This window comes from Citrobacter sp. C1, from assembly GCF_014596895.2.
Taxonomy (GTDB): domain Bacteria; phylum Pseudomonadota; class Gammaproteobacteria; order Enterobacterales; family Enterobacteriaceae; genus Citrobacter; species Citrobacter gillenii.
On record NZ_CP115035.1, the window covers coordinates 2,944,477 to 2,969,260 of the forward strand.

Annotated in this window: 23 protein-coding genes; 7 read left to right on the plus strand and 16 right to left on the minus strand. The window is 53.6% G+C overall.

Annotated elements, in window-relative coordinates; all coding sequences use genetic code 11:
• Positions 1-57 precede the first annotated feature (57 nt).
• Genes ruvC through aspS form a run of 4 tightly spaced genes read right to left on the minus strand, consistent with a single transcriptional unit; the run spans position 58 to position 3,603 of the window.
• The gene (gene ruvC / locus IB214_RS14290) at positions 58-579 is read right to left on the minus strand and encodes a crossover junction endodeoxyribonuclease RuvC (protein ID WP_045444124.1); all 522 of its coding nucleotides are present in this window, start codon (positions 577-579) and stop codon (positions 58-60) included.
• 34 nt (positions 580-613) lie between these two features.
• Positions 614-1,357 carry a YebC/PmpR family DNA-binding transcriptional regulator gene (locus tag IB214_RS14295; RefSeq protein ID WP_096757435.1) on the minus strand — a complete coding sequence of 248 codons (744 nt, stop codon included), beginning with the start codon at positions 1,355-1,357 and terminating at the stop codon, positions 614-616.
• A 28-nt stretch (positions 1,358-1,385) separates the two neighbouring features.
• Positions 1,386-1,829, minus strand: a complete 444-nt coding sequence (nudB, locus tag IB214_RS14300; RefSeq protein ID WP_096757436.1) for a dihydroneopterin triphosphate diphosphatase — start codon at positions 1,827-1,829, stop codon at positions 1,386-1,388.
• A gap of 1 nt (position 1,830) precedes the next feature.
• Complete coding sequence (aspS, locus tag IB214_RS14305; protein WP_115258772.1) at positions 1,831-3,603, minus strand: aspartate--tRNA ligase; 1,773 nt, start codon at positions 3,601-3,603, stop codon at positions 1,831-1,833.
• A gap of 264 nt (positions 3,604-3,867) precedes the next feature.
• Here aspS and IB214_RS14310 point away from each other — a divergent pair, with 264 nt between their 5' ends.
• From IB214_RS14310 to cmoB, 5 genes are read left to right on the plus strand one after another with little or no spacing between them, the layout of a single operon-like run.
• The gene (locus IB214_RS14310) at positions 3,868-4,434 is read left to right on the plus strand and encodes a hydrolase (protein WP_117341933.1); all 567 of its coding nucleotides are present in this window, start codon (positions 3,868-3,870) and stop codon (positions 4,432-4,434) included.
• On the plus strand, positions 4,431-5,249 hold the full coding sequence (locus IB214_RS14315) for a DUF72 domain-containing protein (protein ID WP_117341932.1): 819 nt from the start codon (positions 4,431-4,433) through the stop codon (positions 5,247-5,249). The genes IB214_RS14310 and IB214_RS14315 overlap by 4 nt, the downstream gene beginning before the upstream one ends.
• 52 nt (positions 5,250-5,301) lie before the next feature.
• Positions 5,302-5,697 (plus strand): MAPEG family protein, encoded by a 396-nt coding sequence (locus IB214_RS14320; RefSeq protein WP_096757440.1) that lies wholly within the window; start codon positions 5,302-5,304, stop codon positions 5,695-5,697.
• Between the two features lie 40 nt (positions 5,698-5,737).
• Positions 5,738-6,481 (plus strand): carboxy-S-adenosyl-L-methionine synthase CmoA, encoded by a 744-nt coding sequence (cmoA, locus tag IB214_RS14325; protein WP_117341931.1) that lies wholly within the window; start codon positions 5,738-5,740, stop codon positions 6,479-6,481.
• Positions 6,478-7,446: a tRNA 5-methoxyuridine(34)/uridine 5-oxyacetic acid(34) synthase CmoB gene (cmoB, locus tag IB214_RS14330; RefSeq protein WP_117341930.1), complete on the plus strand. Its 969-nt coding sequence runs from the start codon at positions 6,478-6,480 to the stop codon at positions 7,444-7,446. The genes cmoA and cmoB overlap by 4 nt, the downstream gene beginning before the upstream one ends.
• A 232-nt stretch (positions 7,447-7,678) precedes the next feature.
• On the opposite strand, the gene cutC is transcribed toward cmoB, so the two are convergent.
• Together cutC and IB214_RS14340 are read right to left on the minus strand one after the other, a co-directional pair.
• Positions 7,679-8,425, minus strand: coding sequence for a copper homeostasis protein CutC (gene cutC / locus IB214_RS14335; protein WP_115258778.1), 747 nt, complete (start codon positions 8,423-8,425; stop codon positions 7,679-7,681).
• 2 nt (positions 8,426-8,427) lie between these two features.
• Positions 8,428-8,994, minus strand: coding sequence for a VOC family protein (locus IB214_RS14340; RefSeq protein ID WP_115258779.1), 567 nt, complete (start codon positions 8,992-8,994; stop codon positions 8,428-8,430).
• Positions 8,995-9,232: 238 nt separating this feature from the next.
• Here IB214_RS14340 and argS point away from each other — a divergent pair, with 238 nt between their 5' ends.
• Complete coding sequence (gene argS / locus IB214_RS14345) at positions 9,233-10,966, plus strand: arginine--tRNA ligase (RefSeq protein ID WP_115258780.1); 1,734 nt, start codon at positions 9,233-9,235, stop codon at positions 10,964-10,966.
• A 241-nt stretch (positions 10,967-11,207) separates the two neighbouring features.
• Complete coding sequence (gene mrdA / locus IB214_RS14350; RefSeq protein ID WP_117341927.1) at positions 11,208-13,145, plus strand: penicillin-binding protein 2; 1,938 nt, start codon at positions 11,208-11,210, stop codon at positions 13,143-13,145.
• Here mrdA and IB214_RS14355 read toward each other — a convergent pair.
• The 10 genes from IB214_RS14355 to tar all read right to left on the minus strand — a co-directional run bounded on the left by IB214_RS14355 (position 13,117) and on the right by tar (position 24,691).
• Positions 13,117-14,256 (minus strand): glycoside hydrolase family 105 protein, encoded by a 1,140-nt coding sequence (locus IB214_RS14355; protein WP_117341926.1) that lies wholly within the window; start codon positions 14,254-14,256, stop codon positions 13,117-13,119. The two genes, mrdA and IB214_RS14355, sit on opposite strands and share 29 nt — an antisense overlap.
• A gap of 4 nt (positions 14,257-14,260) precedes the next feature.
• Positions 14,261-15,844 carry an MFS transporter gene (locus tag IB214_RS14360; protein WP_117341925.1) on the minus strand — a complete coding sequence of 528 codons (1,584 nt, stop codon included), beginning with the start codon at positions 15,842-15,844 and terminating at the stop codon, positions 14,261-14,263.
• A gap of 265 nt (positions 15,845-16,109) precedes the next feature.
• Positions 16,110-16,502: a flagellar protein FlhE gene (flhe, locus tag IB214_RS14365; RefSeq protein ID WP_115258784.1), complete on the minus strand. Its 393-nt coding sequence runs from the start codon at positions 16,500-16,502 to the stop codon at positions 16,110-16,112.
• Entirely contained in the window at positions 16,502-18,580 is a 2,079-nt protein-coding gene (gene flhA, locus IB214_RS14370; RefSeq protein WP_115258785.1) for a flagellar biosynthesis protein FlhA, read from the minus strand. The genes flhe and flhA overlap by 1 nt, the downstream gene beginning before the upstream one ends.
• Positions 18,573-19,724, minus strand: a complete 1,152-nt coding sequence (gene flhB / locus IB214_RS14375; protein WP_117341924.1) for a flagellar biosynthesis protein FlhB — start codon at positions 19,722-19,724, stop codon at positions 18,573-18,575. The genes flhA and flhB overlap by 8 nt, the downstream gene beginning before the upstream one ends.
• Before the next feature lie 170 nt (positions 19,725-19,894).
• Positions 19,895-20,539: a protein phosphatase CheZ gene (gene cheZ / locus IB214_RS14380; protein WP_096759429.1), complete on the minus strand. Its 645-nt coding sequence runs from the start codon at positions 20,537-20,539 to the stop codon at positions 19,895-19,897.
• A gap of 13 nt (positions 20,540-20,552) precedes the next feature.
• Positions 20,553-20,942 carry a chemotaxis response regulator CheY gene (cheY, locus tag IB214_RS14385; RefSeq protein ID WP_045444172.1) on the minus strand — a complete coding sequence of 130 codons (390 nt, stop codon included), beginning with the start codon at positions 20,940-20,942 and terminating at the stop codon, positions 20,553-20,555.
• Positions 20,943-20,958: 16 nt separating this feature from the next.
• Entirely contained in the window at positions 20,959-22,008 is a 1,050-nt protein-coding gene (gene cheB / locus IB214_RS14390; protein WP_115258787.1) for a protein-glutamate methylesterase/protein glutamine deamidase, read from the minus strand.
• Positions 22,005-22,877 (minus strand): protein-glutamate O-methyltransferase CheR, encoded by an 873-nt coding sequence (gene cheR / locus IB214_RS14395; RefSeq protein WP_117341923.1) that lies wholly within the window; start codon positions 22,875-22,877, stop codon positions 22,005-22,007. Before cheR ends, cheB begins: the two co-directional genes overlap by 4 nt.
• A gap of 152 nt (positions 22,878-23,029) precedes the next feature.
• The gene (gene tar, locus IB214_RS14400; protein WP_117341922.1) at positions 23,030-24,691 is read right to left on the minus strand and encodes a methyl-accepting chemotaxis protein II; all 1,662 of its coding nucleotides are present in this window, start codon (positions 24,689-24,691) and stop codon (positions 23,030-23,032) included.
• Positions 24,692-24,784: the final 93 nt, after the last annotated feature.

The window sequence follows — 24,784 nt, forward strand, 5'->3', positions numbered from 1 at the left end:
AAAAGGTAATGCGCTATCATAAAAAAAGGCTGGATAGATATCCAGCCTCATTTGTCATTAACGTAGTCGACCACGCGCTAAATTCAGCCGGGTATCGCTCATTTGCATGGCGTTCTGACTGACGTGGCAGTGGGTAATGGCGATGGCCAGCGCATCCGCGGCATCGGCCTGGGGATTTGCCGGGAGTTTTAGCAATGTGCGCACCATGTGCTGCACCTGACTTTTCTCCGCACTGCCTATCCCGACGACGGTTTGCTTCACCTGACGTGCCGCATATTCAAACACCGGAAGGTCCTGGTTTACGGCAGCAACAATCGCCACGCCGCGCGCCTGCCCCAGCTTAAGCGCCGAATCGGCGTTTTTTGCCATAAATACTTGCTCAATGGCAAAGTAGTCTGGCTGAAACTGGGTAATGATTTCCGACACGCCGGCATAAATTAGCTTCAGGCGCGACGGTAAATCATCCACTTTGGTACGAATACATCCACTGCCCAGGTAGGTCAACTGTCGACCGACCTGGCGGATCACGCCATAGCCGGTGATGCGCGAGCCCGGGTCAATGCCGAGAATAATGGACATCACGCATCTCCTGTTATTTTACCGCTCAACCACGTCATTCTAACGTAGCAGCAACCTCATCGGAGATTTCGCCGTTGTGGTAAACTTCCTGCACGTCATCGCAGTCTTCCAGCATATCGATCAGACGCATCAGCTTCGGTGCTGTTTCTGCATCCATGTCCGCTTTGGTGGACGGGATCATCGTAACTTCAGCGCTGTCCGCTTTCAGACCAGCGGCTTCCAGTGCATCACGCACTTTGCCCATCTCTTCCCATGCGGTGTAGACGTCAATCGCACCGTCATCATAGGTCACAACGTCTTCAGCACCGGCTTCCAGCGCGGCTTCCATGATGGTGTCTTCGTCGCCTTGCTCAAAGGAGATAACACCTTTTTTGCTAAACAGGTACGCAACTGAACCGTCAGTGCCCAGGTTACCACCGGTTTTAGTGAACGCATGGCGCACTTCCGCAACAGTACGGTTACGGTTGTCAGACAGGCATTCAATCATGACCGCTGTCCCGCCAGGACCGTAACCTTCATAAATGATGGTTTCCATGTTTGCGTCTTCGTCACCGCCCACACCGCGCGCGATGGCACGGTTCAGGGTGTCACGCGTCATGTTGTTGGACAGCGCTTTATCGACAGCCGCACGCAGGCGCGGGTTCGCGTCCGGATCGCCACCACCAAGCTTAGCGGCCGTAACCAGCTCGCGAATGATTTTGGTGAAGATCTTGCCGCGCTTGGAATCCTGCGCTGCTTTACGGTGTCTGGTGTTGGCCCATTTACTATGACCTGCCATAAATAATATCTCCAAAAAGCGCGCCTTCTCAGGCGACGTTAATTACAAATTCTTCAATCGCCTGCCGGTTACTCCACGATTTGGTTAACTGTGCAGCTTCCGCCGCATCAACCCAACGATAGGTCAGATGTTCAGTGAACACGATCTCTCGTTCCGAGGGGAGTGCCAGGCAAAACCAGGATTCCGTATTCCGTTCGATTCCCGGTGCGTAGCGATGTCGTAAATGGCTAAAAATCTCGAACTCCACCGTGCGCTGACAGTCAATTAAGGTCAGTTGCTCGCGGGCAACGTCAATGGTGACCTCTTCCTTTACTTCGCGCATGGCGGCTTGCGACGCGGTTTCACCCTCTTCAAGGCTGCCGGTGACCGACTGCCAGAAATCAGGATCGTCGCGTCGCTGTAACATCAGCACTCTTCCGGTGTCCTTTGCATAAATCACGACTAACACCGAGACAGGCTGTTTGTATGTCATATCAGTTATTCTCGGCCTTCTTCACAACCTGAATGCTCAGTTCCGCCAGGGCAGCGTCGTTGGCAAAACTTGGCGCTTCGGTCATCAGGCACGCAGCAGCCGTGGTTTTCGGGAAGGCAATAACGTCACGAATGTTATCGGTACCGGTCAGCAGCATGGTCAGACGATCCAGACCAAACGCCAGGCCCGCGTGCGGTGGAGTACCGTATTTCAGCGCGTCCAGCAGGAAGCCGAACTTCTCACGCTGTTCTTGCTCGTTAATACCCAGAATACCAAACACGGTTTGCTGCATGTCGCCGTTATGGATACGCACGGAACCGCCGCCCACTTCGTAACCGTTGATGACCATATCGTACGCATTGGCAACGGCCTCTTCCGGCGCGGCTTTCAGCTCAGCGGCCGTCATGTCTTTCGGCGCGGTAAACGGATGGTGCATCGCGGTCAGGCCACCTTCACCGTCGTCTTCAAACATTGGGAAGTCGATAACCCACAGCGGCGCCCATTTGGTTTCGTCGGTCAGGCTCAGATCTTTACCCAGTTTCAGACGCAGTGCGCCCATTGAGTCAGCAACCACTTTCTTGTTGTCTGCGCCGAAGAAAATCATGTCGCCATCTTGTGCACCGGTGCGCTCAAGAATCGCGTCAACGATATCGGCATTCAGGAACTTAGCAACTGGGCTGGTTACCCCTTCCAGACCTTTCGCACGTTCGGTGACCTTAATGTAAGCCAGGCCTTTCGCGCCGTAGATCTTGATGAAATTACCGTAATCGTCGATCTGCTTACGGCTTAAGCTTGCTCCACCCGGTACACGCAGCGCAGCCACGCGACCTTTGGCATCGTTAGCCGGGCCGGAGAAGACGGCGAAATCAACGGACTTCAGCAGGTCAGCAACGTCAACCAGCTCCATCGGGTTACGCAGGTCCGGTTTATCAGAGCCGTAGCGACGTTCGGCTTCCGCAAAGGTCATGATCGGGAAATCACCCAGATCCACACCTTTTACTTCCAGCCACAGAGTACGCACTAACGCTTCCATCACTTCGCGCACCTGCGGTGCGGTCATGAAGGAGGTCTCAACATCGATCTGGGTAAATTCAGGCTGACGGTCAGCGCGTAAGTCTTCGTCACGGAAGCATTTTACGATCTGATAGTAACGATCAAAGCCAGACATCATCAGCAGCTGCTTGAACAGCTGCGGAGACTGCGGCAGGGCGTAGAATTTGCCTTTATGGACGCGGGAAGGCACCAGATAGTCACGTGCGCCTTCCGGGGTCGCTTTGGTCAGCATCGGCGTTTCGATGTCGAGGAAGCCATGATCGTCCATAAAACGACGCACCAGGCTGGTGATTTTGGCACGAGTTTTCAGACGCTGCGCCATTTCCGGACGACGCAGGTCCAGATAGCGATACTTCAGACGTGCTTCTTCGGTGTTAACGTGGTTAGAGTCCAGCGGCAGCGAATCTGAACGGTTGATAATGGTCAGATCGGACGCCAGTACTTCAATTTCGCCGGTCGCCATGTCGGCGTTGACGTTTTTCGCGTCACGCGCACGCACGGTGCCCGTAACCTGGATGCAGAACTCATTACGCAGTTCGGAGGCCAGCTTTAACGCGTCCGCACGGTCCGGATCGAAAAATACCTGCACGATACCTTCGCGGTCGCGCATATCGATGAAGATCAGGCTACCAAGATCACGACGACGGTTGACCCAACCACACAGAGTCACCTGCTGCCCCTCGTGGGACAGACGTAGCTGTCCGCAATATTCTGTACGCATGAGATATCCCTTAACTTTGCCGCAGGCGGATTGTCACCTGCCTTGCAGATGACGAAGTCGCAGCTTTAGCTGAATGTCACAACTGAATGAAAAAAGGCGGCTATTATACTGGAAATTCTGCCGCACGATAAGTCCGGTACTGACTGTACGCGTGTTTCCTACGCGGGTATTGCGTAATCTCACAAAAAATAACAAAAATTGTCGCCCCTTTCACACACAATCGCGATTAAGGTGTAACGGAATTCTTTTTTGACTGGAGTCACCATGCTGGAACTGAACGCTAAAACCACCGCCCTTGTCGTGATTGACCTACAGGAAGGGATCCTGCCCTTCGCCGGCGGCCCCCATTCGGCAAGCGACGTGGTAACCCACGCCGCACGCCTTGCGGCACAATTCCGAGCTCACGGTTCACCGGTAGTGATGGTTCGCGTTGGCTGGTCTGACGACTACGCAGAAGCCCTGAAACAGCCGGTAGATGCCCTGACACCCGCAAAAGCGCTCCCTGCAAACTGGTGGGACTATCCGACAGCGCTGGGCAAAAACGCCAGTGACATCGAAGTGATCAAACGCCAGTGGGGTGCCTTTTACGGCACCGACCTCGAACTCCAACTGCGCCGCCGGGGCGTTGACACTATCGTGTTATGCGGGATCTCCACCAACATCGGCGTTGAGTCAACGGCGCGTAACGCCTGGGAACTGGGTTTTAACCTGGTGATTGCCGAAGATGCCTGTAGCGCAGCCAGTGCCGATCAGCATCAGGGCAGCATGACGCATATCTTCCCGCGCATTGCACGCGTGCGCAACGTGGACGAGATCCTGCAAGCGTTATGATCTATATCGGCCTGCCGCAGTGGTCGCATCCGAAGTGGGTGCGCCTGGGGATCACCAGCCTTGAAGAGTATGCCCGCCACTTTAACTGTGTTGAGGGCAATACCACACTCTACGCGCTGCCAAAAGCCGAGATTGTTACGCGCTGGCAGGCGCAGACTACCGATGACTTTCGCTTCTGCTTTAAGTTTCCGGCGACCATTTCGCATCAAGCTGCATTGCGAAACTGTGATGATTTGGTGCAAGAATTTTTCACCCGCATGTCACCGCTGGAAGCGCGAATCGGGCAATATTGGTTGCAGCTACCCGCCACCTTTTCTCCTCGCGATCTCCCTGCTCTGTGGGCGTTTCTCGATGCGTTACCCGCATCGTTTACCTACGGGGTGGAAGTTCGCCATCCTGAATTTTTTACCAAAGGTGAAGACGAGAAATGGTTCAATCGCGGCTTACACGAGCGAGGGGTCAATCGGGTAATTTTAGATAGTCGGCCGGTACACGCCGCGGTTCCTCACAGTGAAGCGATTCGCGATGCGCAGCGCAAAAAACCGAAAGTTCCGGTCCATGCAGTGGTTACCGCGAACAATCCCATGGTGCGCTTTATCGGCAGCGATAATATGGAGCAAAACCGAACGTTATTTAACGTATGGCTGGCCAAACTGTCTCTCTGGAAGCAGACCACCACACCCTATCTGTTTTTACATACGCCGGACATCGCGCAGGCCCCGGAGCTTGTAGATACGCTATGGGCAGATTTACGCAGCGCTCTGCCAGAGATCGGATCAGCACCGTCTATTCCACAGCAATCTTCTCTTTTCTGAAAATGCCACCTATCATAGTCAATGCCAGCAGCCATTTTAAAAGGGAGTTTGTATGGTAAGCGCGCTATATGCCGTACTGGGTGCGTTATTGTTGATTAAGTTCTCCTTTGACGTTGTCCGCCTGCGTATGCAGTATCGCGTGGCTTATGGCGACGGCGGTTTTAGCGAACTACAAAGTGCGATTCGCATTCACGGTAATGCGGTGGAATATATCCCCGTCGCATTAGTGTTGCTGTTATTTATGGAAATGAACGGCGCGGAAACGTGGATGGTGCATATTTGCGGGCTGATGTTAATTGCCGGTCGGCTGATGCATTATTACGGATTCCACCACCGTCTGTTCCGCTGGCGTCGTTCCGGCATGAGCGCCACCTGGTGCTCGCTGGTGCTAATGGTGCTGGCGAATCTCTGGTATATGCCCTGGGAGTTGGTTTTCTCCCTGCATTAGCGCACAATACGCCACTTTATTTTTCCCGGATTTTTACGTTATGTCTCACCGCGACACGCTTTTTTCTGCGCCTATCGCCAGTCTGGGTGACTGGACCTTTGATGAACGGGTAGCTGAAGTCTTCCCGGATATGATCCAGCGCTCCGTTCCCGGCTACTCCAACATCATTTCGATGATTGGTATGCTGGCCGAACGTTTCGTGCAACCCAACACGCAGGTCTACGATCTGGGCTGTTCATTGGGCGCCGCGACGCTCTCGGTGCGTCGCAGTATTCGGCATGACAATTGTAAAATTATTGCCGTCGACAACTCCCCGGCCATGGTTGAACGCTGCCGCCGTCATATTGACGCCTATAAAGCCCCTATTCCGGTCGAGGTTGTCGAAGGGGATATTCGCAACATTACTATTGAAAACGCCTCAATGGTGGTGCTGAATTTTACCCTGCAATTCCTTGAGCCAGCGGAGCGCCAGGCATTGTTGGATAAGATTTATCAGGGGCTGAATCCTGGCGGCGCGCTGGTGCTGTCGGAGAAATTCAGTTTCGAAGATGCAAAAGTGGGTGAGCTGTTGTTCAACATGCACCACGATTTCAAGCGGGCAAATGGCTACAGCGAACTGGAAATCAGCCAAAAGCGCAGCATGCTGGAAAACGTCATGCTGACCGACTCGGTCGAAACCCATAAAGCGCGCCTGCATCAGGCTGGTTTTGAACACAGCGAACTGTGGTTCCAGTGCTTTAACTTTGGTTCTCTGGTGGCACTAAAAGCTGAGGTTGCGGCATGATCGACTTTGGTAACTTTTATCAGCTGATTGCCAAAAATCATCTTTCTCATTGGCTGGAAACGCTCCCGGCGCAAATTGCGAGCTGGCAGCGCGATCAGCATGGCCTGTTTAAGCAGTGGTCGAACGCGGTAGAGTTTTTGCCCGAACTGACACCGCACCGTCTGGACTTGCTGCACAGTGTCACCGCTGAAAGCGAAGAGCCGCTCAGCGACGGTCAGCTTAAACGCATTGATACATTAATGCGCAATTTGATGCCGTGGCGTAAAGGGCCATACTCACTGTATGGCGTCAATATCGACACCGAATGGCGTTCTGACTGGAAATGGGATCGCGTTCTGCCGCATTTATCCGACCTGACCGGACGGACGATCCTGGATGTCGGCTGCGGCAGCGGGTATCACATGTGGCGCATGATCGGTGCAGGCGCGCACCTGGCCGTTGGGATTGATCCGACCCAGTTATTCCTGTGTCAGTTCGAAGCGGTGCGAAAACTGCTGGGCAACGACCAGCGCGCGCATCTGCTGCCGCTGGGTATTGAACAGCTTCCGGCGCTGAACGCGTTTGATACCGTTTTCTCAATGGGCGTGCTCTATCACCGTCGTTCTCCGCTGGAACATCTCTGGCAGTTGAAAGATCAACTGGTACAAGACGGTGAACTGGTACTGGAAACGCTGGCGGTTGAAGGGGACGAAAATACCGTGCTGGTGCCGGGTGACCGCTACGCACAAATGCGCAACGTCTACTTTATTCCGTCTGCACTGGCGTTGAAAAACTGGCTGGAGAAGTGCGGTTTTGTTGATGTCCGCATTGCCGACGTGTGTGTGACCACTACCGAAGAACAGCGCCGCACCGAGTGGATGATTACCGAATCGCTGGCTGATTTCCTCGACCCGAACGACAGCAGTAAAACGGTAGAAGGGTACCCTGCCCCGCTGCGCGCGGTCTTGATTGCGCGTAAGCCGTGATGGATTGCCGGATGACCGTTACGTATAGCACCGTTTCTCCAAAATAGTTCAAGTTGCAGCAAGGCGGCAACACAGCAAATCCCCGGGAGCGTAGATAACTACGTGACCGGGGTGAGCAAGGCGGCCAACGCGGCTGCGGCTTGAAATATGAAGGAGAAAAAAAGGCCCCTGTAATAGCAGGGGCCTGGTACGAGCAAGCATCATATTGGGCGACATGATGCAACGGTAAAAATCAGCTGGCCCGATGGTGCGCAATAATCGCTTTCATTTCAGCAACCGCAGCCCCGTCTACCGCATAGCGGGAATATTCATCCGCTTGCGCATCCGAAGACATCGACAACCCCGCATTGCGATAACGCATGGGAGAAGCCAGCCATACTCCGGCAGAACTGTGGACTTCCTGCACACCGGCGTCGAGGAATAGAGACAAATTCGCAGCGCGAACCCCCGCTCCGGCCATAATGATTGGAGCACCGGGCTGTGCAATAAGTTCCATTATTTTTGTTAAACCTTGCGCAGCATCTGATTTTTGCCCGGAAGTCAGCACTCGGGCGACACCCAAATCAGATAAACTTTTCAGCGCATTTAAGGGGTTGGCACACATATCAAAGGCCCGATGAAACGTGACATTTAGCGTACCGGCTGCCCGCATAATTTTTTCCATGCGCGACATATCGACGTTGCCATCAACATCTAATAACCCGGTTACCAGCCCGGAGAATCCGAGATCTCTGACCATGGCGATATCATCCAGCATGGCGGCGAATTCACCGTCGGTATAGCAAAAATCCCCGCCGCGCGGGCGGATAATCGGATTGACGGGAATATCAATATGCTGACGAACGGTACGTAATACACCCAGTGATGGGGTTAAGCCCCCTTCTTTGGGTGCCGAACACAGTTCAATACGATCCGCGCCATTTTTTTGTGCCGTCAGCGCACACTCCATGCTGTAACAGCAGATTTCCAGCAGTGCCATGGTTACTCCTGTTGCTCGCTTGCCACAATCGTTTCAATTGACCATGGATGAAACTTGATAGTCACGCTGCCGTCGCTGACCGCCAGCGTCGGGTTCGGTAACCGCTCACGCTCGCCTTGTGGTGAACTGGTTTTCACAAAGATACCCGGCTGACTCAATCCTTCATCAGAAAGCAACGCCAGCGCTCGCGCATTCAACGTTTCCGGCTCGCCCGGCAGAACAATCTCAATATGCTCCCAACCCTCATGTGGGTAGCGTTTTTCACCCGGCCACGGCAACTCCACAATAGAAAACTGCCAGTGCGCCACGCACACCGGCTCATCCAGTTTGAACAGGCAAATCGGTCTGCCATTGATGATATTTTCCGACAACAGTCGGCCGCACTGTTCAAACCCGCGACGCCAGCGCTCTGCGGTGGTGTTTTGATGACAGCGCAGAGAGATGTGATCGGCTTCAAGCGGAGCAATATTCAAACCCAGACGGGTGGAAAGTTCAGTTAACGCCTGAGTGAAATGCCCTAAATCTGCGGAAATATCATGCAGTTCTGCAACGGTTTGCCAGTTCGCCATATTGAAAGCTCATATCCATGTTCAAAGCCGCTAATTTACTCTGTTGCGCAGTACCATCCAACCGCTGATTTTTTCAGGGACAAAATGAATGATTATGCGTCATTGCACTGCGTCTATTTTAGGCCGCGCGCGGCACGCACAATGCTGACGGCAACGGGCATTTGCAGTATACTCCCGGCCTAAATTCTTAATCTGGCGCGGTGTATAGTAAAGCGCTTCATAAATGTAAGGTATTCCGGTGAATATTCAGGCTCTTCTCTCAGAAAAAGTCCGTCAGGCCATGATTGCTGCAGGTGCGCCTGCAGATTGCGAACCTCAGGTTCGTCAGTCAGCAAAAGTACAGTTCGGCGACTATCAGGCCAACGGCATGATGGCAGTCGCTAAAAAACTGGGTATGGCGCCGCGACAACTGGCAGAGCAGGTGCTGACTCATCTGGATCTCAACGGGATTGCCAGCAAGGTTGAAATTGCGGGCCCGGGCTTTATCAATATTTTCCTCGATCCAGCATTCCTGGCGCAGCACGTGCAGCAGGCGCTGGCCTCCGATCGTCTGGGCGTTGCACAGCCAGAAAAGCAAACCGTTGTTGTTGACTACTCTGCGCCAAACGTGGCGAAAGAGATGCACGTAGGCCACCTGCGTTCCACCATCATCGGTGATGCGGCTGTCCGTACGCTGGAGTTTCTCGGCCATAAAGTCATCCGTGCAAACCACGTTGGCGACTGGGGAACCCAGTTCGGTATGCTCATCGCGTGGCTGGAAAAGCAGCAGCAGGAAAACGCGGGTGAAATGGCGCTGGCTGACCTTGAAGGTTTCTATCGTGACGCGAAAAAACATTACGACGAAGATGAAGAATTCGCCGAGCGCGCACGTAGCTACGTGGTGAAGTTGCAGGGTGGTGATGCTTACTTCCGCGAAATGTGGCGCAAACTGGTCGACATTACCATGTCCCAGAACCAGTTAACCTACGATCGTCTGAACGTGACGCTGACCCGCGACGACGTGATGGGTGAAAGCCTGTACAACCCGATGCTGCCAGGCATTGTTGCGGATCTCAAAGCCAAAGGCCTGGCCGTTGAAAGCGAAGGCGCGACTGTCGTATTCCTTGATGAGTATAAAAACAAGGAAGGCGAACCGATGGGCGTTATCATCCAGAAGAAAGATGGTGGTTATCTGTACACTACCACTGATATCGCCTGCGCCAAGTACCGTTACGAAACACTGCATGCCGATCGCGTGCTGTATTACATCGACTCCCGCCAGCATCAGCATTTAATGCAGGCATGGACCATCGTGCGTAAAGCCGGTTACGTGCCGGATTCCGTACCGCTGGAACACCACATGTTCGGCATGATGCTCGGCAAAGACGGTAAACCGTTCAAGACCCGCGCGGGTGGCACGGTTAAACTGGCCGATCTGTTAGATGAAGCGCTGGAACGTGCACGTCGTCTGGTGGCAGAGAAGAACCCGGACATGCCTGCCGACGAGCTGGAAAAACTGGCGAATGCGGTCGGTATCGGCGCCGTGAAGTATGCAGATCTGTCGAAAAACCGTACCACGGATTACATCTTCGACTGGGATAATATGCTGGCCTTCGAAGGCAATACCGCACCGTACATGCAGTATGCCTACACCCGCGTACTGTCCGTGTTCCGTAAGGCAGATATCGACGAAAGTGCGCTGGCCAGCGCGAAGGTCATCATCAGTGAAGATCGTGAAGCCCAACTGGCGGCGCGTCTGCTGCAGTTTGAAGAAACGCTCACCGTCGTTGCACGTGAAGGTACACCGCACGTGATGTGCGCCTATCTGTACGATCTTGCCGGTTTGTTCTCTGGTTTCTACGAACATTGCCCAATCCTCAGCGCCGAGAGCGAAGAGATTCGTAATAGCCGCCTGAAGCTGGCACAGTTGACGGCGAAAACGCTGAAGCTGGGTCTGGATACGCTGGGTATCGAAACCGTAGAACGTATGTAATCACCACTAGTGATGTGAAAGCCCGCGCTATGTCGCGGGCTTTTTTATTTTCCCGAATGATCGCCCCCGTAGGTCTGATAAGCGAAGCGGCATCAGGCCTACGAGAAACGGCTACGTTCACTGTAATTTGTTACAACTCACAAGGAATGACACATTTCCGTAGAGGGATGGAACATCTTTTACCTGTTATCCCATTTACACCTCCGTATCATTAGGCGGCGAATTAATCAGGTGTGGGTCCATGACATTCAGAGATTTTGAGGCGGAAGAGAAACTCTTTCAGCGACGGGTAATAGTGGCCTTTGGCCTGGTGGTCATCTGTTTTGGCATCCTGATTTATAACCTCTACAACTTACAAATTCGCGAGCATCAGTATTACACCACCCGCTCAAATGCCAATGACATCAAAATGCTGCCGGTTGCCCCAACGCGCGGCATCATTTACGATCGCAACGGTATCCCGCTGGTGCGCAACGTCACCTGGTACGATATTTCTGTCACTCCTTATAAAATCAACGATATGGATGCCTTGCTAAAGCAGCTAACGCCTATTGTTGACCTGACCCCTGATGAGATTGACCAGTTTCGCCACGATCTGAAATCCAGTAGTCGCTATCGCCCGGTGGTGCTCAAAAATGCGCTGACCGACGTGGAGATCGCCCGTTTCTCGGTTAATCAGTTTCATTTCAGCGGCGTCACCATCAACAGCTATGAAGATCGCCAATATCCGTATGGCGCAGAGTTGGCGCATGTGCTCGGCTATGTCTCTAAAATCAATGACAGCGACCTGAAAGCGTTGGATAAAAAGGGGCTGGCAGAAAACTACGCCGCCGATCACAACATTGGCAAGCAGGGGATCGAACACTATTACGAAAACGATCTACACGGCAAAACGGGTTATCAAGAAGTCGAAGTCGATAACCACGGACGCATCGTACGCCTGATAAAAGATGTACCGCCTGTTGCCGGAAAGGACATCCACCTGACGCTGGATTTACACTTACAGGAATATATAGAGGGCCTGCTGGTCGGTCAGCGCGCCGCCGTGCTGGTTGAAGATCCGCACGATGGCTCGGTGCTGGCGATGGTCTCTAACCCCAGCTATGATCCGAATCCGTTCGTCAAAGGTATCAGCTACCAGGACTACAACACGCTGCTGCAGGATAAAGACCTGCCGTTGATTAACCGCGTCACGCAAGGTTTGTACCCTCCCGCTTCCACGGTCAAGCCGTACATGGCGATGTCAGCATTACTCAATGGCGTTATCACCCCGCAGACCAGCTTCTTTGGCGCGCCAACATGGACATTGCCCGGCACTGAGCGACATTATCGCGACTGGAAAAAAACCGGTCATGGCATGTTGGACGTGACCAAAGCAATTGAAGAGTCCGCTGATACGTTCTTCTATCAGGTGGCGTATATGATGGGCATTGACCGAATCAACAGCATGCTTAGCCAGTTTGGTTACGGTAAACCCACCGGCATTGATCTTGATGAAGAGTACAACGGGCTGTTACCGAGCCGCGACTGGAAACAACGGGTGCATAAAAAAGCCTGGTATCAGGGAGACACCATTTCGGTTGGTATCGGTCAGGGATACTGGATTGCCACGCCAATCCAGATGGTGAAAGCAATGGTGGCACTGATTAACAATGGGAAAGTGATTGCCCCTCACCTGTTGCAGGCTGAAGAGAGTGGTAAATCTGTTACGCCTTATCATGCCGCCACGGTACCGTCACAGATTGCCTCTCCCTCCTCGCCCTATTGGGGACTGGTACGCGAGGCGATGTTTGGCATGGCCAATGCGCCGAACGGGACAGGTTATAAATTTTTCCATACTGCACCTTACGGAATTGCGGCGAAAAGCGGAACCTCACAGGTTTTCAGCCTGAAAGAAAACCAGACTTACAATGCGAAGATGATCCCCATCCGCCTGCGTGACCACGTGTTCTACACCGCATTTGCACCCTACAAAAACCCGAAAGTCGCCGTGGCGTTGATTCTGGAAAACGGCGGCAGCGACGGCATTACCGCCGCGCCGGTTATGCGACAAATTATGGATCATCTGTTTGTGCCGCAGGACAACGCCGCACAAACAGAGGTAACTCAACAAACAGCGCCGACAGCGACAGCGCCGTCGGACACCGATATTAAAAATACTTACGCAAGTATTCGGTGAGACACAGCATCGCCATCGCCTGGCCGTAAGGCATGGAGGTCAGCGGAATGTTGCGATAGAACTCGAGATTGTGCCCCATTCCGGTACCAAATGAGGTTTGCAGCAGCTCCCCTTCTGGTGAGATATGCTGCACAATGCCTTTGATGGCGAGTTCTGCTACCGCCGCATATTCCTGCCCGACATAACGCTTACGCACCGCTTTCAAAATCCCATAAGCAAATCCGGCGGTGGCTGACGCTTCAAGGTAAGAATGCGGATCGTCCAGCAACGTGTGCCACAGACCACTCTCATCCTGACACTTCGCCAGGGCCGCAATTTGCGCATTCAGTACCTGTACCAGATAGCGACGAACGGCATTATTCTCCGGTAAATCGACCAGTTCGAGGAACTCCGGAATAACAATAGTTAGCCAGCTGTTACCGCGCGCCCAGCGGGCGTTGGCAAAGTTATGATTTCCCTCATAGCTCCAGCCGTGGAACCACAGACCGGTTTCTTTATCCATCAGGTTTTGCACATGTAACAGGAACTGATACGTCGCCTCTTCAACGTACTCGGGGCGGTTGAGCAGTTTGCCAATCTTCGCCAGCGGTAACACCGTCATCATCAACGTGTCGTCCCACATCTGCTGATGATTCTCTTCCGCCAGCGTGATGTGCTGCATACCACCAAAATCGGTACGCGGCATGTCGTGCATCGCCCACTCAGCCCAGGAATCAAGCCACGGCAGATACGCCGGATTGCGCGTTTCTTCATAGCGATACGCCAGCGTCAGAAACGGCGCCATGGTATTGACGTTTTTAGTCGTCGCGCCTTCTGCAAAGCGGTCGGCAAACCAGCCATCGATGATATCGCGCATCGTTTCATCACCGGTTTGCTGGTAATACTGGTACATCCCGTACAGGCCGACGCCGTGCGTCCACTCCCATCCAGCCCACCCTTTGGTGTCAATAACGCGTCCGTCGTCCAGTCGCAGCAAGAACTCACCGCTCTCATCATGAATATTGACCAGATTATGCGTCACCTTCTTGATAAGCGTTTTTAACTCATCTCTGGCAATAAAATGTTCAGGCTGACGTAACAACGGGCTGTGTTTAACCGGATAAACAATCATTTACTTAACCTCTGTGCAATGTCGAATTCAATGCTGAGCCATGTTGCAGTGATGGCGCAGCAGGTTTATTACGATTCAGGTAACCAATATTGTTGTTACCCCAAAGTGATTCATACGGCATGCCTGACAGCATCTCTACCGTTGCACGTCCTTCAGGGGTAAGCCCTTCTGGCACGGGGCGCCCGGACTCACGCATTTTTGCAGTCTCTTCACGCAAGGTACTATGTGTTTGCAGATTCAGTTTGAAACGTAGAGACACCAGGAATCCCAACGCCAGTACAATCAACGTACCGCAACTCAGAATGAACAGAATGGTATGGCTGACCGCAGCAGGTTGTTCACTCTGCCCGGAGACAAAACCCGATAACTGCATAACAATGCCGACCAGCATGACGGCCCCCGCCTGCGAGGCTTTGCGCGTTAAAGTCATGATGCCGGCAAAGATCCCTTCCCGACGCTGACCGGTGATCACCTCGTCGACATCGGCGATATAGGTGTAGGTATTCCACGGAACATAATTGATGCCACCACGTCCCAGGCCCGCAACGGCGGAAACCAGCAGCAATAAGGCGTACACATCACTCAGCCCGGCGTAATACAACACCGCATAAGAGAGAGAACTCAGGCCAAACAGCACCACCACCATCCGGTAAGACGGGGCCGGTCCAAAGCGAATGCACAGCGGGATCATGGCGATAACCGCAATAAACTGGAAGATAGCCATGGTGCCCAGCAGGTTCGACGCCATAGAGGCTTCCTGCATCAACACAAACACCACATAGTAGGTAAAGACCGCGTTGAACACGTCCTGCGCGATATAACCACCAAGATACATGCCCAAATGTTGACGGAAAATGCGGATGCGCATCGTCGAACTTAGCTCAGTGAAAAGACGACTCATGCTCTGACGAAAGGTCAGGCTTTTCTTCTCTTCTTCAGCGCGAAGTGCCGCTTCGGTCCATTCTTCACGCGGGCGTTCCCAGGTAAAAAACCACACAAAGGTCAGCATCAGCGCGCACAGCACCGAAAACACCAGGCTGGCATAGAAAAATGAAACAGGATTGTGTTTACCAAACAGCGTCAACAGTACGCCAGGTAAGAACGAGGCCAGTATGGCTGACATCTGGGCCATAGAAATACGCGCGCCAGAAAACTTGGTTTTCTGTTTAAAATCATCGGTCATTTCCGGTACCAGCGTTTCATAGGGCACCAGAATCATGGTGTAAACCACATCAAACACCAGGTAGGTCAGCAGGTAGTACCAGAATCCCATGTCGCCGACCCACATCAGGGAGTAGCTAAAGACACAGGGAATCCCCAGCAGAATAAAAAACTTACGTCGGCCAAAGCGTTTACCAAGCCAGGTCGATCCAAAATTATCCGTTAAAAAGCCCATTAATGGGCTAACCACCGCATCCAGCACCCTGGCCGTTGCAAAAATAAACGTCGCCTCAATAGGCGTCAGGCCACAAAAAGTGGTGTAGAAATAGAGCAACCATGCGGCGGTCAGCGCCGTGGTCCCTGCGCCTAAAAAGTCACCTGCCCCATAGGCAAAATAATTTACCAACCCAATTTTACGTGTTCTCATTGCCGTTACCCCTGCACATTATTGGGAGGCCCCGCAATCCTCACTTCGATGCAGGACGTCCTTACACGGCCACAGTAAAAGTTAACCGCAAGGGAAACCTTTTTATTTCTGCCAGGGATAATCGCGAAATGGCAACAGCACAAAGAGTCCGGCAACGTAAGTCACCTATTTTATAAAACAGCGTTTCTTTTAAATCAAAGTAGCGGGTCAAAAAGTGCGAGACAGCCAGCAGTTTCATCTGCCAGCTGCGATGAAGAAGAGAGAATTAACGGTAGTTGACGATGACCTGATTACTTTGCACCTGTAAGGCCGGGATCAGGCGACCGCCGCCGGGCACCTCCCAGACAAAATGCATCGGCTCCACGGCAGGTACGTTATTAAATCCGTGAGTGGTTCCGCTTTGCCCGTCCAGCTCAACGCAGCGCGACTGCGAACATAAACGTACCCGCAGCCCCGCAGGCGTAGGGCCATTCAGCTCATAACGCCAGGCTACCAGCGTCATCAACCCCGAGACGGGCTGGCCGGGAACCAAAGGCGCAGACGAGGCAGACTGCCCGCGATGATTTAACGTAATGCCCATGCCACTAGCCTGCCAGGCGCCTTCTCCGGCGGCCTGCACTGCCAGAGGAAACAATAACAGCCACAGAAACTTACGCATTATTTACCTCCGATGGTCGCGGTCATGCGGATATGGCGGTTATCGGAAAGCTCCATGTTAGACAACACCACCAGCTGCGGTATGCTGCGGCGTAAAAAACGCGCCAGCAGAGGCCTCAATGCATGATTAACCAACAGCACCGGCGGCGCGCCCAACATTTCCTGGCGCGATAACGCTTCCTGAGTTTGCGCCAACAGTCGGTCTGCCAGCCCCGGTTCCAGGCCGCCGCCCCCTTGTAAGGCCTGCAGCAGCAAGCGCTCAAGTGGCGTATCCAAGCCAATAACCTGAACTTCGTCGTTCCCCGGGAACCATTGCTGGGTAATCGCCCTTCCCAACGCCACGCGGACCACGGCGGTGAGTTCATGCGGATCGTTTTGCAGCGGCGCATGTTCGGCCAGCGTTTCGAGGATGGTGCGCATATCGCGAATCGGCACTTTTTCATCCAATAAATTCTGCAACACTTTATGTAGCGTGGTCAGCGTCACCACGCCAGGCACCAGATCCTCAGTCAGTTTCGGCATTTCCTGCGACACGCGGTCCAGCAATTGTTGCGCCTCCTGACGTCCAAACAGTTCGGCGGCAAACTGGCCAATCAGGTGATTCAGATGCGTGGCGACGACGGTACTGGCTTCCACCACCGTGAAGCCCTGGATTTGCGCCTGTTCTTTTAGCGCACTTTCAATCCAGATAGCGTCCAGACCAAAAGCCGGATCAACCGTTTTCTCACCCGGCAGCGATCCCGCTGCCGTACCAGGGTTGATGGCCAGCCAGCGTCCCGGATAGGCATCCCCGCTGCCAATTTCTACCCCTTTCATCAGGATGCGATAGCGCGCAGGCTGCAGATCCATATTGTCGCGGATGTGCACCACCGGCGGCAGGAAGCCCATATCCTGGGCAAATTTCTTACGAATACTGCGAATTCGTCCCAGCAACTCGCCATCTTGCTGAAAATCCACCATTGGGATCAGGCGATACCCCACTTCCATTCCCAGCGAGTCTTCCAGTTGAACATCGTTCCAGGTCGCTTCCACCACCGCATTATTTTCCGGCATTTTGATCGACTGAGGTTCCGCAGGGGCTTTTGTCTCGCGACCGCGCAACCACCAGGCCAAACCCAATAGCGCTGCGGTAAACATCAGAAATACCAGGTTTGGCATGCCTGGTACCAGGCCCAGTAAACCGAGCACCGCCGCACTGAGCACCATCACGCTGGGGTTACTGAACAGCTGGGTGACCATCTGTTCGCCGACATCCTGATCGGTACTGACGCGCGTCACGATAACGCCCGCCGCGGTGGAGATAACCAGCGCCGGGATTTGGGCGACCAGACCGTCACCGATGGTCAGCAAGGTGTAGCTTTCAGCCGCACTGCCCATACTCATACCGTGTTGTAATACGCCTACCAGCAGGCCGCCGACCACGTTAATCACCATGATCAGAATACCGGCAACGGCGTCCCCGCGAACGAATTTACTCGCACCGTCCATAGAGCCGTAAAAATCAGCTTCCTGGGTCACTTCTGAACGACGTTTTTTGGCTTCATCTTCCCCAATCAGTCCGGCATTGAGATCGGCATCAATCGCCATCTGTTTACCGGGCATACCGTCCAGCACAAAGCGTGCGCCAACTTCGGCAATACGACCGGCACCTTTGGTGATAACCATAAAGTTGATGATGACAAGAATGACGAAAACCACGATACCGATGGCAAAGTTACCGCCCACCAGGAAGTGACCAAACGCTTCAACCACCTTCCCCGCCGCCGCCGAACCGGTATGCCCTTCCATCAAAATAATACGCGTCGAGGCAACGTTCAGCGCCAGGCGTAATAATGTGGTGAACAGCAAAATGGTCGGGAAGGCAGCGAACTCGAGCGTGCGCTGGGTGAACATCGCCACCAGCAACACCATGATCGACAACGCAATATTAAAGGTAAACAGTAAATCAAGGATGAACGCTGGCAGCGGCAGCACCATCATCGACAAGATAAGCAGGATGAGGATCGGCCCGGCAAGAATCTGCCATTGTGTGGATTTCAGGTTGCCGGGCAGGCGCAGCATCGCGACCAGATTAGCCATCAGTATTCTTCTCGTTCATAAAATCCAGTGCTTCAGGCACCGGAAGGTTTCCAGGTTGCGGTGGCGGCTTGCCGCCCGCCAGACGCCAGCGTTTTAATTGCCATACCCACGCCAGCACTTCTGCGACGGCAGCATACAGCTGGCCGGGTATTTGCTGACCAATCTCAGCATGGCGATATAACGCACGTGCCAGCGGTGGTGCTTCTAAGGTTGGGACTCGATGTTCCGCGCCAATTTCGCGAATACGCAACGCGACCAGCCCCGCCCCTTTGGCGACGACGCGTGGCGCACTCATTTTGTTTTCGTCATATTGCAAGGCGACCGAATAGTGTGTGGGGTTAGTCACAATGACGTCGGCTTTCGGCACATCCGCCATCATGCGTCGCTGCGCTACCGCACGCTGCATCTGGCGAATTTTGCCTTTAACGTGCGGGTCACCTTCGCTTTGTTTATATTCATCGCGAATATCCTGGCGTGACATGCGCAGCTTTTTCACATGGCTGTAAATTTGGAAAAAAACGTCAAACCCCACCATCGGGATCACCCCGAGTACCACCAGCAGCGCACACATACCAACTAAATCAAGGGCATTGCCCATTGCGGTAATCGGCGATTCGGCCATCAACCGCATCATCTCCGGCCACTTGTGCCAGAGATAGAATCCAGCCACGCTGCCAACCAGCGTAGATTTCAGGATGGCTTTCAGCAGTTCAGCACCGGTTTGCGCAGAAAACATGCGCTTGATACCCGGCAGCGGATTCAGCTTCGAAAATTTGGGTTGCAGCGATTTACCGCTGAAGATCAAACCGCCCAACATCACCGGCGAGATCAATGCCACCAGCACCACGCCAGTAATCAGCGGTAACAGCGCAATCATGGCATCTTTAATCAGCAGAATGATTTGGCTGAGGATCAGATTAGGGTCGTTGACCATACTGTGGTCAAAACGCAGCCCGGCCGACAGCATACCCGACAATCTGCGGGCCAGCGACTCCCCGCCGATCCAGATAATGCACACGCCCACCAGCAAAATAAGCAGTGAGGTCAGCTCTTTGGAACGGGGGATCTGCCCATCTTCCCGCGCTTTTTCAAGTCGGTGGGGTGTGGGGGCTTCTGTTTTGTCGTCGTCGCTTTCTTCTGCCACGCATCAGACCCTGGATAGAGACACAGGCGAGAATGATGCCAGAACAGCGACACAGCAATGGCGAGAGTAAGCGGTAAAAAAGACGGGGTTTATGACGTTAACCCCTACAGACGGTAGAGAGTATGCAGACCGGAAGAGAAGCGGTTGCCCCTACATCCGGCCTGCACGAGTCAGAACCCGAGACTGTCCAGCAGGTCGTCAACCTGATCCTGACTGGCCACAACGCCGGCTTTCGAGGTGTCAACCTGCGGGCCGTTCAGCAAACTTTCGTTTTCACGTTTTGGACGGGCGCCCTGCTCAGGGATGTTCTCCAGCAGCACCATTAACAGCTGGCGCTCAATTTCCTGAATAACGTCCATCATGCGCTTGATAACCTGGCCGGTAAGGTCCTGGAAATCCTGCGCCATCATAATGTCGAGCAGCTGAGCATTGGTAAAACTGGTGTGTCCAGGGACATCACCGAGGAACTGACGGGTGTCGGTCACCAGTTCACGGGCATCAGACAGTTCAATCGGATTCTCGAACCATTCGTCCCAGCGTTTGCTCAGGGTTTTGGCCCCTTTTTCCATTGCGTCCTGGTGTGGCTGCGAGGCTTCAACGCTGTTCAGCGCACGCTCTGCTGCCTGTGCGGTCATCTGCACAACGTAATCCAGACGATCGCGCGCATCCGGGATCGCTTCCGCCGCTTCAGCAATGGCCTGATCCAGCCCCAGTTCACGCAGGCTGTCGCGCAGCATTCGGGTCAGACTACCGATGCGCGCGATGATATCCCCTGCTGAATGTTCATCAACAGGTTTAATTTGTGGTTGCATCATCATCATCACACCCTCACATGCCCAGTTTCTCAAAGATTTTATTGAGTTTCTCTTCCAACGTCGCCGCCGTGAAAGGCTTCACCACGTAACCACTGGCACCGGCTTGCGCGGCGGCAATAATGTTCTCTTTCTTCGCCTCCGCGGTCACCATCAGCACCGGCAGAGAAGACATACCGCCGTCGGCACGAATGGTTTTCAGCAATTCCAGTCCGTCCATGTTTGGCATGTTCCAGTCAGAAATGACAAAACCAAATCCCCCTGCCTGCAGCTTATTCAGGGCATCCACACCGTCTTCGGCTTCTTCAACATTGTTGAATCCCAGCTCCTTTAACAGGTTGCGCACGATGCGACGCATGGTGGAAAAGTCATCCACAACCAGAAATCTCAGCTCTTTATCCGCCATAAAATACTGCTCCTCATTAAATACGTATTGCCTGTCCGGCACTGATTTTCGCCAGCATCTGCTGGCTTACCTGGCTAAGATCGACCACTTCGCTCACACCACCCATATTGATGGCCTCGCGCGGCATGCCGAACACCACACAACTTGCTTCGTTTTGCGCAATGGTCCAGGCGCCTGCCTGGTGCATCGCTAACATTCCGGCGGCACCATCGTTGCCCATGCCCGTGAGGATCACGCCCACGGCGTTGCGCCCCGCCTGTTTTGCCACCGAATGAAACAGCACATCCACAGAAGGCCGATGCCGGTTAACCGGCGGCCCATCATGAATTTTGATCACATAGTTCGCCCCGCTGCGGGCCAACTCCATATGTTTGTCACCAGGCGCGATATACGCATGTCCCGGCAATACACGTTCGCCGTCTTCCGCCTCTTTCACGCTGATCTGGCACAGTTTGTTCAGGCGCTCGGCAAATGAGCGAGTAAAACCTGGAGGCATATGTTGGGTGATGATGACCGCCGGACTGGAAAGCGGTAGCGGCTGTAGCACATGGCGTATCGCCTCCGTTCCCCCGGTCGACGCGCCAATAGCGATCAGTTTTTCAGAACTGAGCAACGGCACCGCTTTCAGCGTCTTCGGCGCGGCAATTGGTTTATGCGCCGCCAGACGCGCGCGGGATGCCGTACGCACTTTCTCGGCAATCATCTCGCTGTAGGCCAGCATCCCTTCGCGGATCCCCAGTTGCGGTTTGGTGACGAAATCAATCGCCCCCAACTCCAGCGCCCGCAGCGTGACTTCAGAGCCTTTTCCGGTCAGAGAAGAGACCATCACCACCGGCATCGGACGTAATCGCATCAACTTCTCAAGAAAATCGAGGCCGTCCATACGCGGCATTTCCACATCCAGCGTCAGGACATCAGGATTAAATTTTTTGATCAAATCCCGCGCAACCAGCGGATCGGGTGCCGTCGCGACCATCTCCATATCGCTGTGGCTGTTAATAATTTCAGTCATGATTTGACGCATCAATGCGGAATCGTCGACCGACAAAACCCTGATTTTACTCATGATTTATCCTTACCCGGCGCATGCGCATACACCGTTTGTCCGCGCAGGCTAAACTCGCGCACGAGGTTGCTAAAGTTTTCTGAGTGACCGGCAAACAACAGCCCATCCGGCTTCAGGAGTGGAACAAACCGGTGCAAAATGTCCTGCTGCGTCGTTTTATCAAAATAGATCATGACGTTACGACAAAATATGGCGTCGAACGGACCGGGCACGTTGTATTTTTTATCCAGTAAATTCACGCTGGAGAATTCAACATGGCTCGCCAGTTCCTGACGCACACGCACCAGTCCTTCATGCGGTCCGGTACCACGCATGAAATAACGCTGTAACTGTTGTGGCGACAGCGTTTTCAGTTCATCGAGGCGGTAAATGCCGTTTCTGGCTTTTTCCAGCACTTCGGTATCAATATCGCTGGCAAAAACGCGCCAGCGTCCAGGTGCCATACCCAACGTATCTGCCAGCGTGATCGCGATACTGTAGGGTTCTTCACCGGTAGAGGCCGCGGCGCTCCAGACACGGTATTCGCCGCTGCATCGACGCGCGTGGTCAGTCAGCACCGGAAAATGATGTCCTTCGCGGAAAAAAGCGGTCAGGTTGGTGGTCAGGGAGTTAATAAACGCCTGCCACTCAGCGCTGTTCTGGTTGGCTTCCAGCATGCTGAGATAGCGACCAAAGTCGTCCAACTCCAGGGTACGCAAGCGACGCACCAGGCGGTTATACACCATGTCCCGCTTGTGGTCGGCCAGCACGATACCCGCGCGCTGGTAGATTAATTGACATATCCGACGAAAATGCGCGTCAGACAGCGCGAGGCGCTGTGTCATCTGTAACAATAATGACGTTTGCCCGGAGGGCAGAGATGATGTCATAGCGCCTTCTCAATCACATTCAGGATACAACGGGCACAGCCTGCGCTGCGCCAATTCGTGTTGTGTTACGGTTTGCTCTTCATGCTTAAAAACACGATGCAGGCAGAAAGAGTCTCTGCCTGCTCGACTTACTATCCGGTGTTAGCTCCCGGTTAAAATGTTTCCCAATTGCTGTCGGGTTCAGTACTTTGCTGGCGCGGGTATGACGCAGGGGCCGCTGTTGAAGATGGCCGTACATCGCGAGATTTAGCCGACAGTGGGCGTGCAGCCAGGCGGAAAGCCGATACCGACTGGGTCAGACGGCTGGCCTGTTCTTCGAGTGCAGCAGCAGCAGCAGCCGACTCCTGCACCAGCGAGGCGTTCTGCTGCGTCACACGATCCATCTCGGATACGGCGAGCGCAACCTGGTCGATACCACGGCTTTGTTCGTCAGACGCTGAGGCGATTTCTCCCATGATGTCGGTGACACGGGTTACCGCATTGACGATGTCATTCATGGTTTCCCCGGCACTCTCTACCAATACCGAGCCGGTATCGACCCGAGAAACGGAGTCTTCGATCAGGGCTTTGATCTCTTTCGCCGCCTGCGCGCTGCGGCTTGCCAGATTACGCACTTCTCCCGCCACCACGGCGAAACCACGGCCCTGTTCACCGGCGCGTGCGGCCTCAACCGCCGCGTTCAGCGCAAGAATATTGGTCTGGAAGGCAATGCCGTCGATTACGCTGATGATGTCAGCAATTTTCTTCGAGCTATCCGCGATTTCGTGCATGGTGTTTACCACGCCATCGACTACCTTGCCGCCATGCTGTGCGGTATCGGAAGCGCTTTTCGCCAGTTGCGAAGCCTGACGGGCGTTGTCCGCATTTTGCTTCACCGTCGCCGTTAGTTGTTCCATGCTGGCCGCCGTCTCTTCCAACGCAGAAGCCTGCTGCTCGGTGCGCGACGAAAGGTCGGTATTACCGCTGGCAATTTCGCTGGTGCCGGAATAGATCGCATCGGAACCTTCCCGCACCAGGGTCACCGTTTCAATAAGCGATCGCTGCATATGATCAACCGTGCTGGCCAACTCACCAATTTCATTGCGCCCGCTAACGGTTAATGACGTGGTTAAGTTGCCGCTGGCTATTTCGCGGATATGGGCAATAACGCGGGCCAGGGGGTTAAGCAAGGTATGACGGATGCCGTACCACACCACCATCAGGATCAGCACCAGCACTACGGCCAGAACGCCGAGCTGCCATTGGGCAAACTGGTAATCCCGCGCGCTTTCATCAAACGCCTGCAGATAGAGTTTTTCACTGACGCCAGCATATTTCACGAGCGCCTCACCCAGTGCGTTTTGCATACCCTGGGTCGGCTGAGCAAAAAAACCATCCATGTTGCCGGTTTCCAGAAACTGCACCAGCTCCGTTAATGCTGCGTGATACTGCTGATATTTCTCATCAACGTTACCGCTGGCTTCTGCCATCTCTGGTAATGGCGTGATGCTTTTGAATTTTGCGTAATGCGTTTCTGCCTGCGCCAACGTACCTTTCGCATTCTTCAACAGATCGTTCTTCACACTGCTCTGTTGGTTAGAAGCATCCATCATCATGCGCGCAGAGGATCGGCTCAGGTTAATGCGCGTTTGCAGCATTAAGTCCCATGTTGAGGTGAGTTCACTTTGCTGCTGACGTAAATCGTTAGAAATAACAAAACTTTGCTGATTCTGCTGCAATGAGGAAAACAACAGACCACCGGAAACAAGCTGTAGCAGTGCGAAAACCCCCAGCACCATCATCAGCATTGTGACAACGCGGATACGGTTAAACATAAGGCACCTTCCTGAAAACGAGTTATCAACATTATCGGCACCCGCCCGAATAACTTTACGTTTGCAAAAAGGAAATCCTGCAGGAAAAAGAGG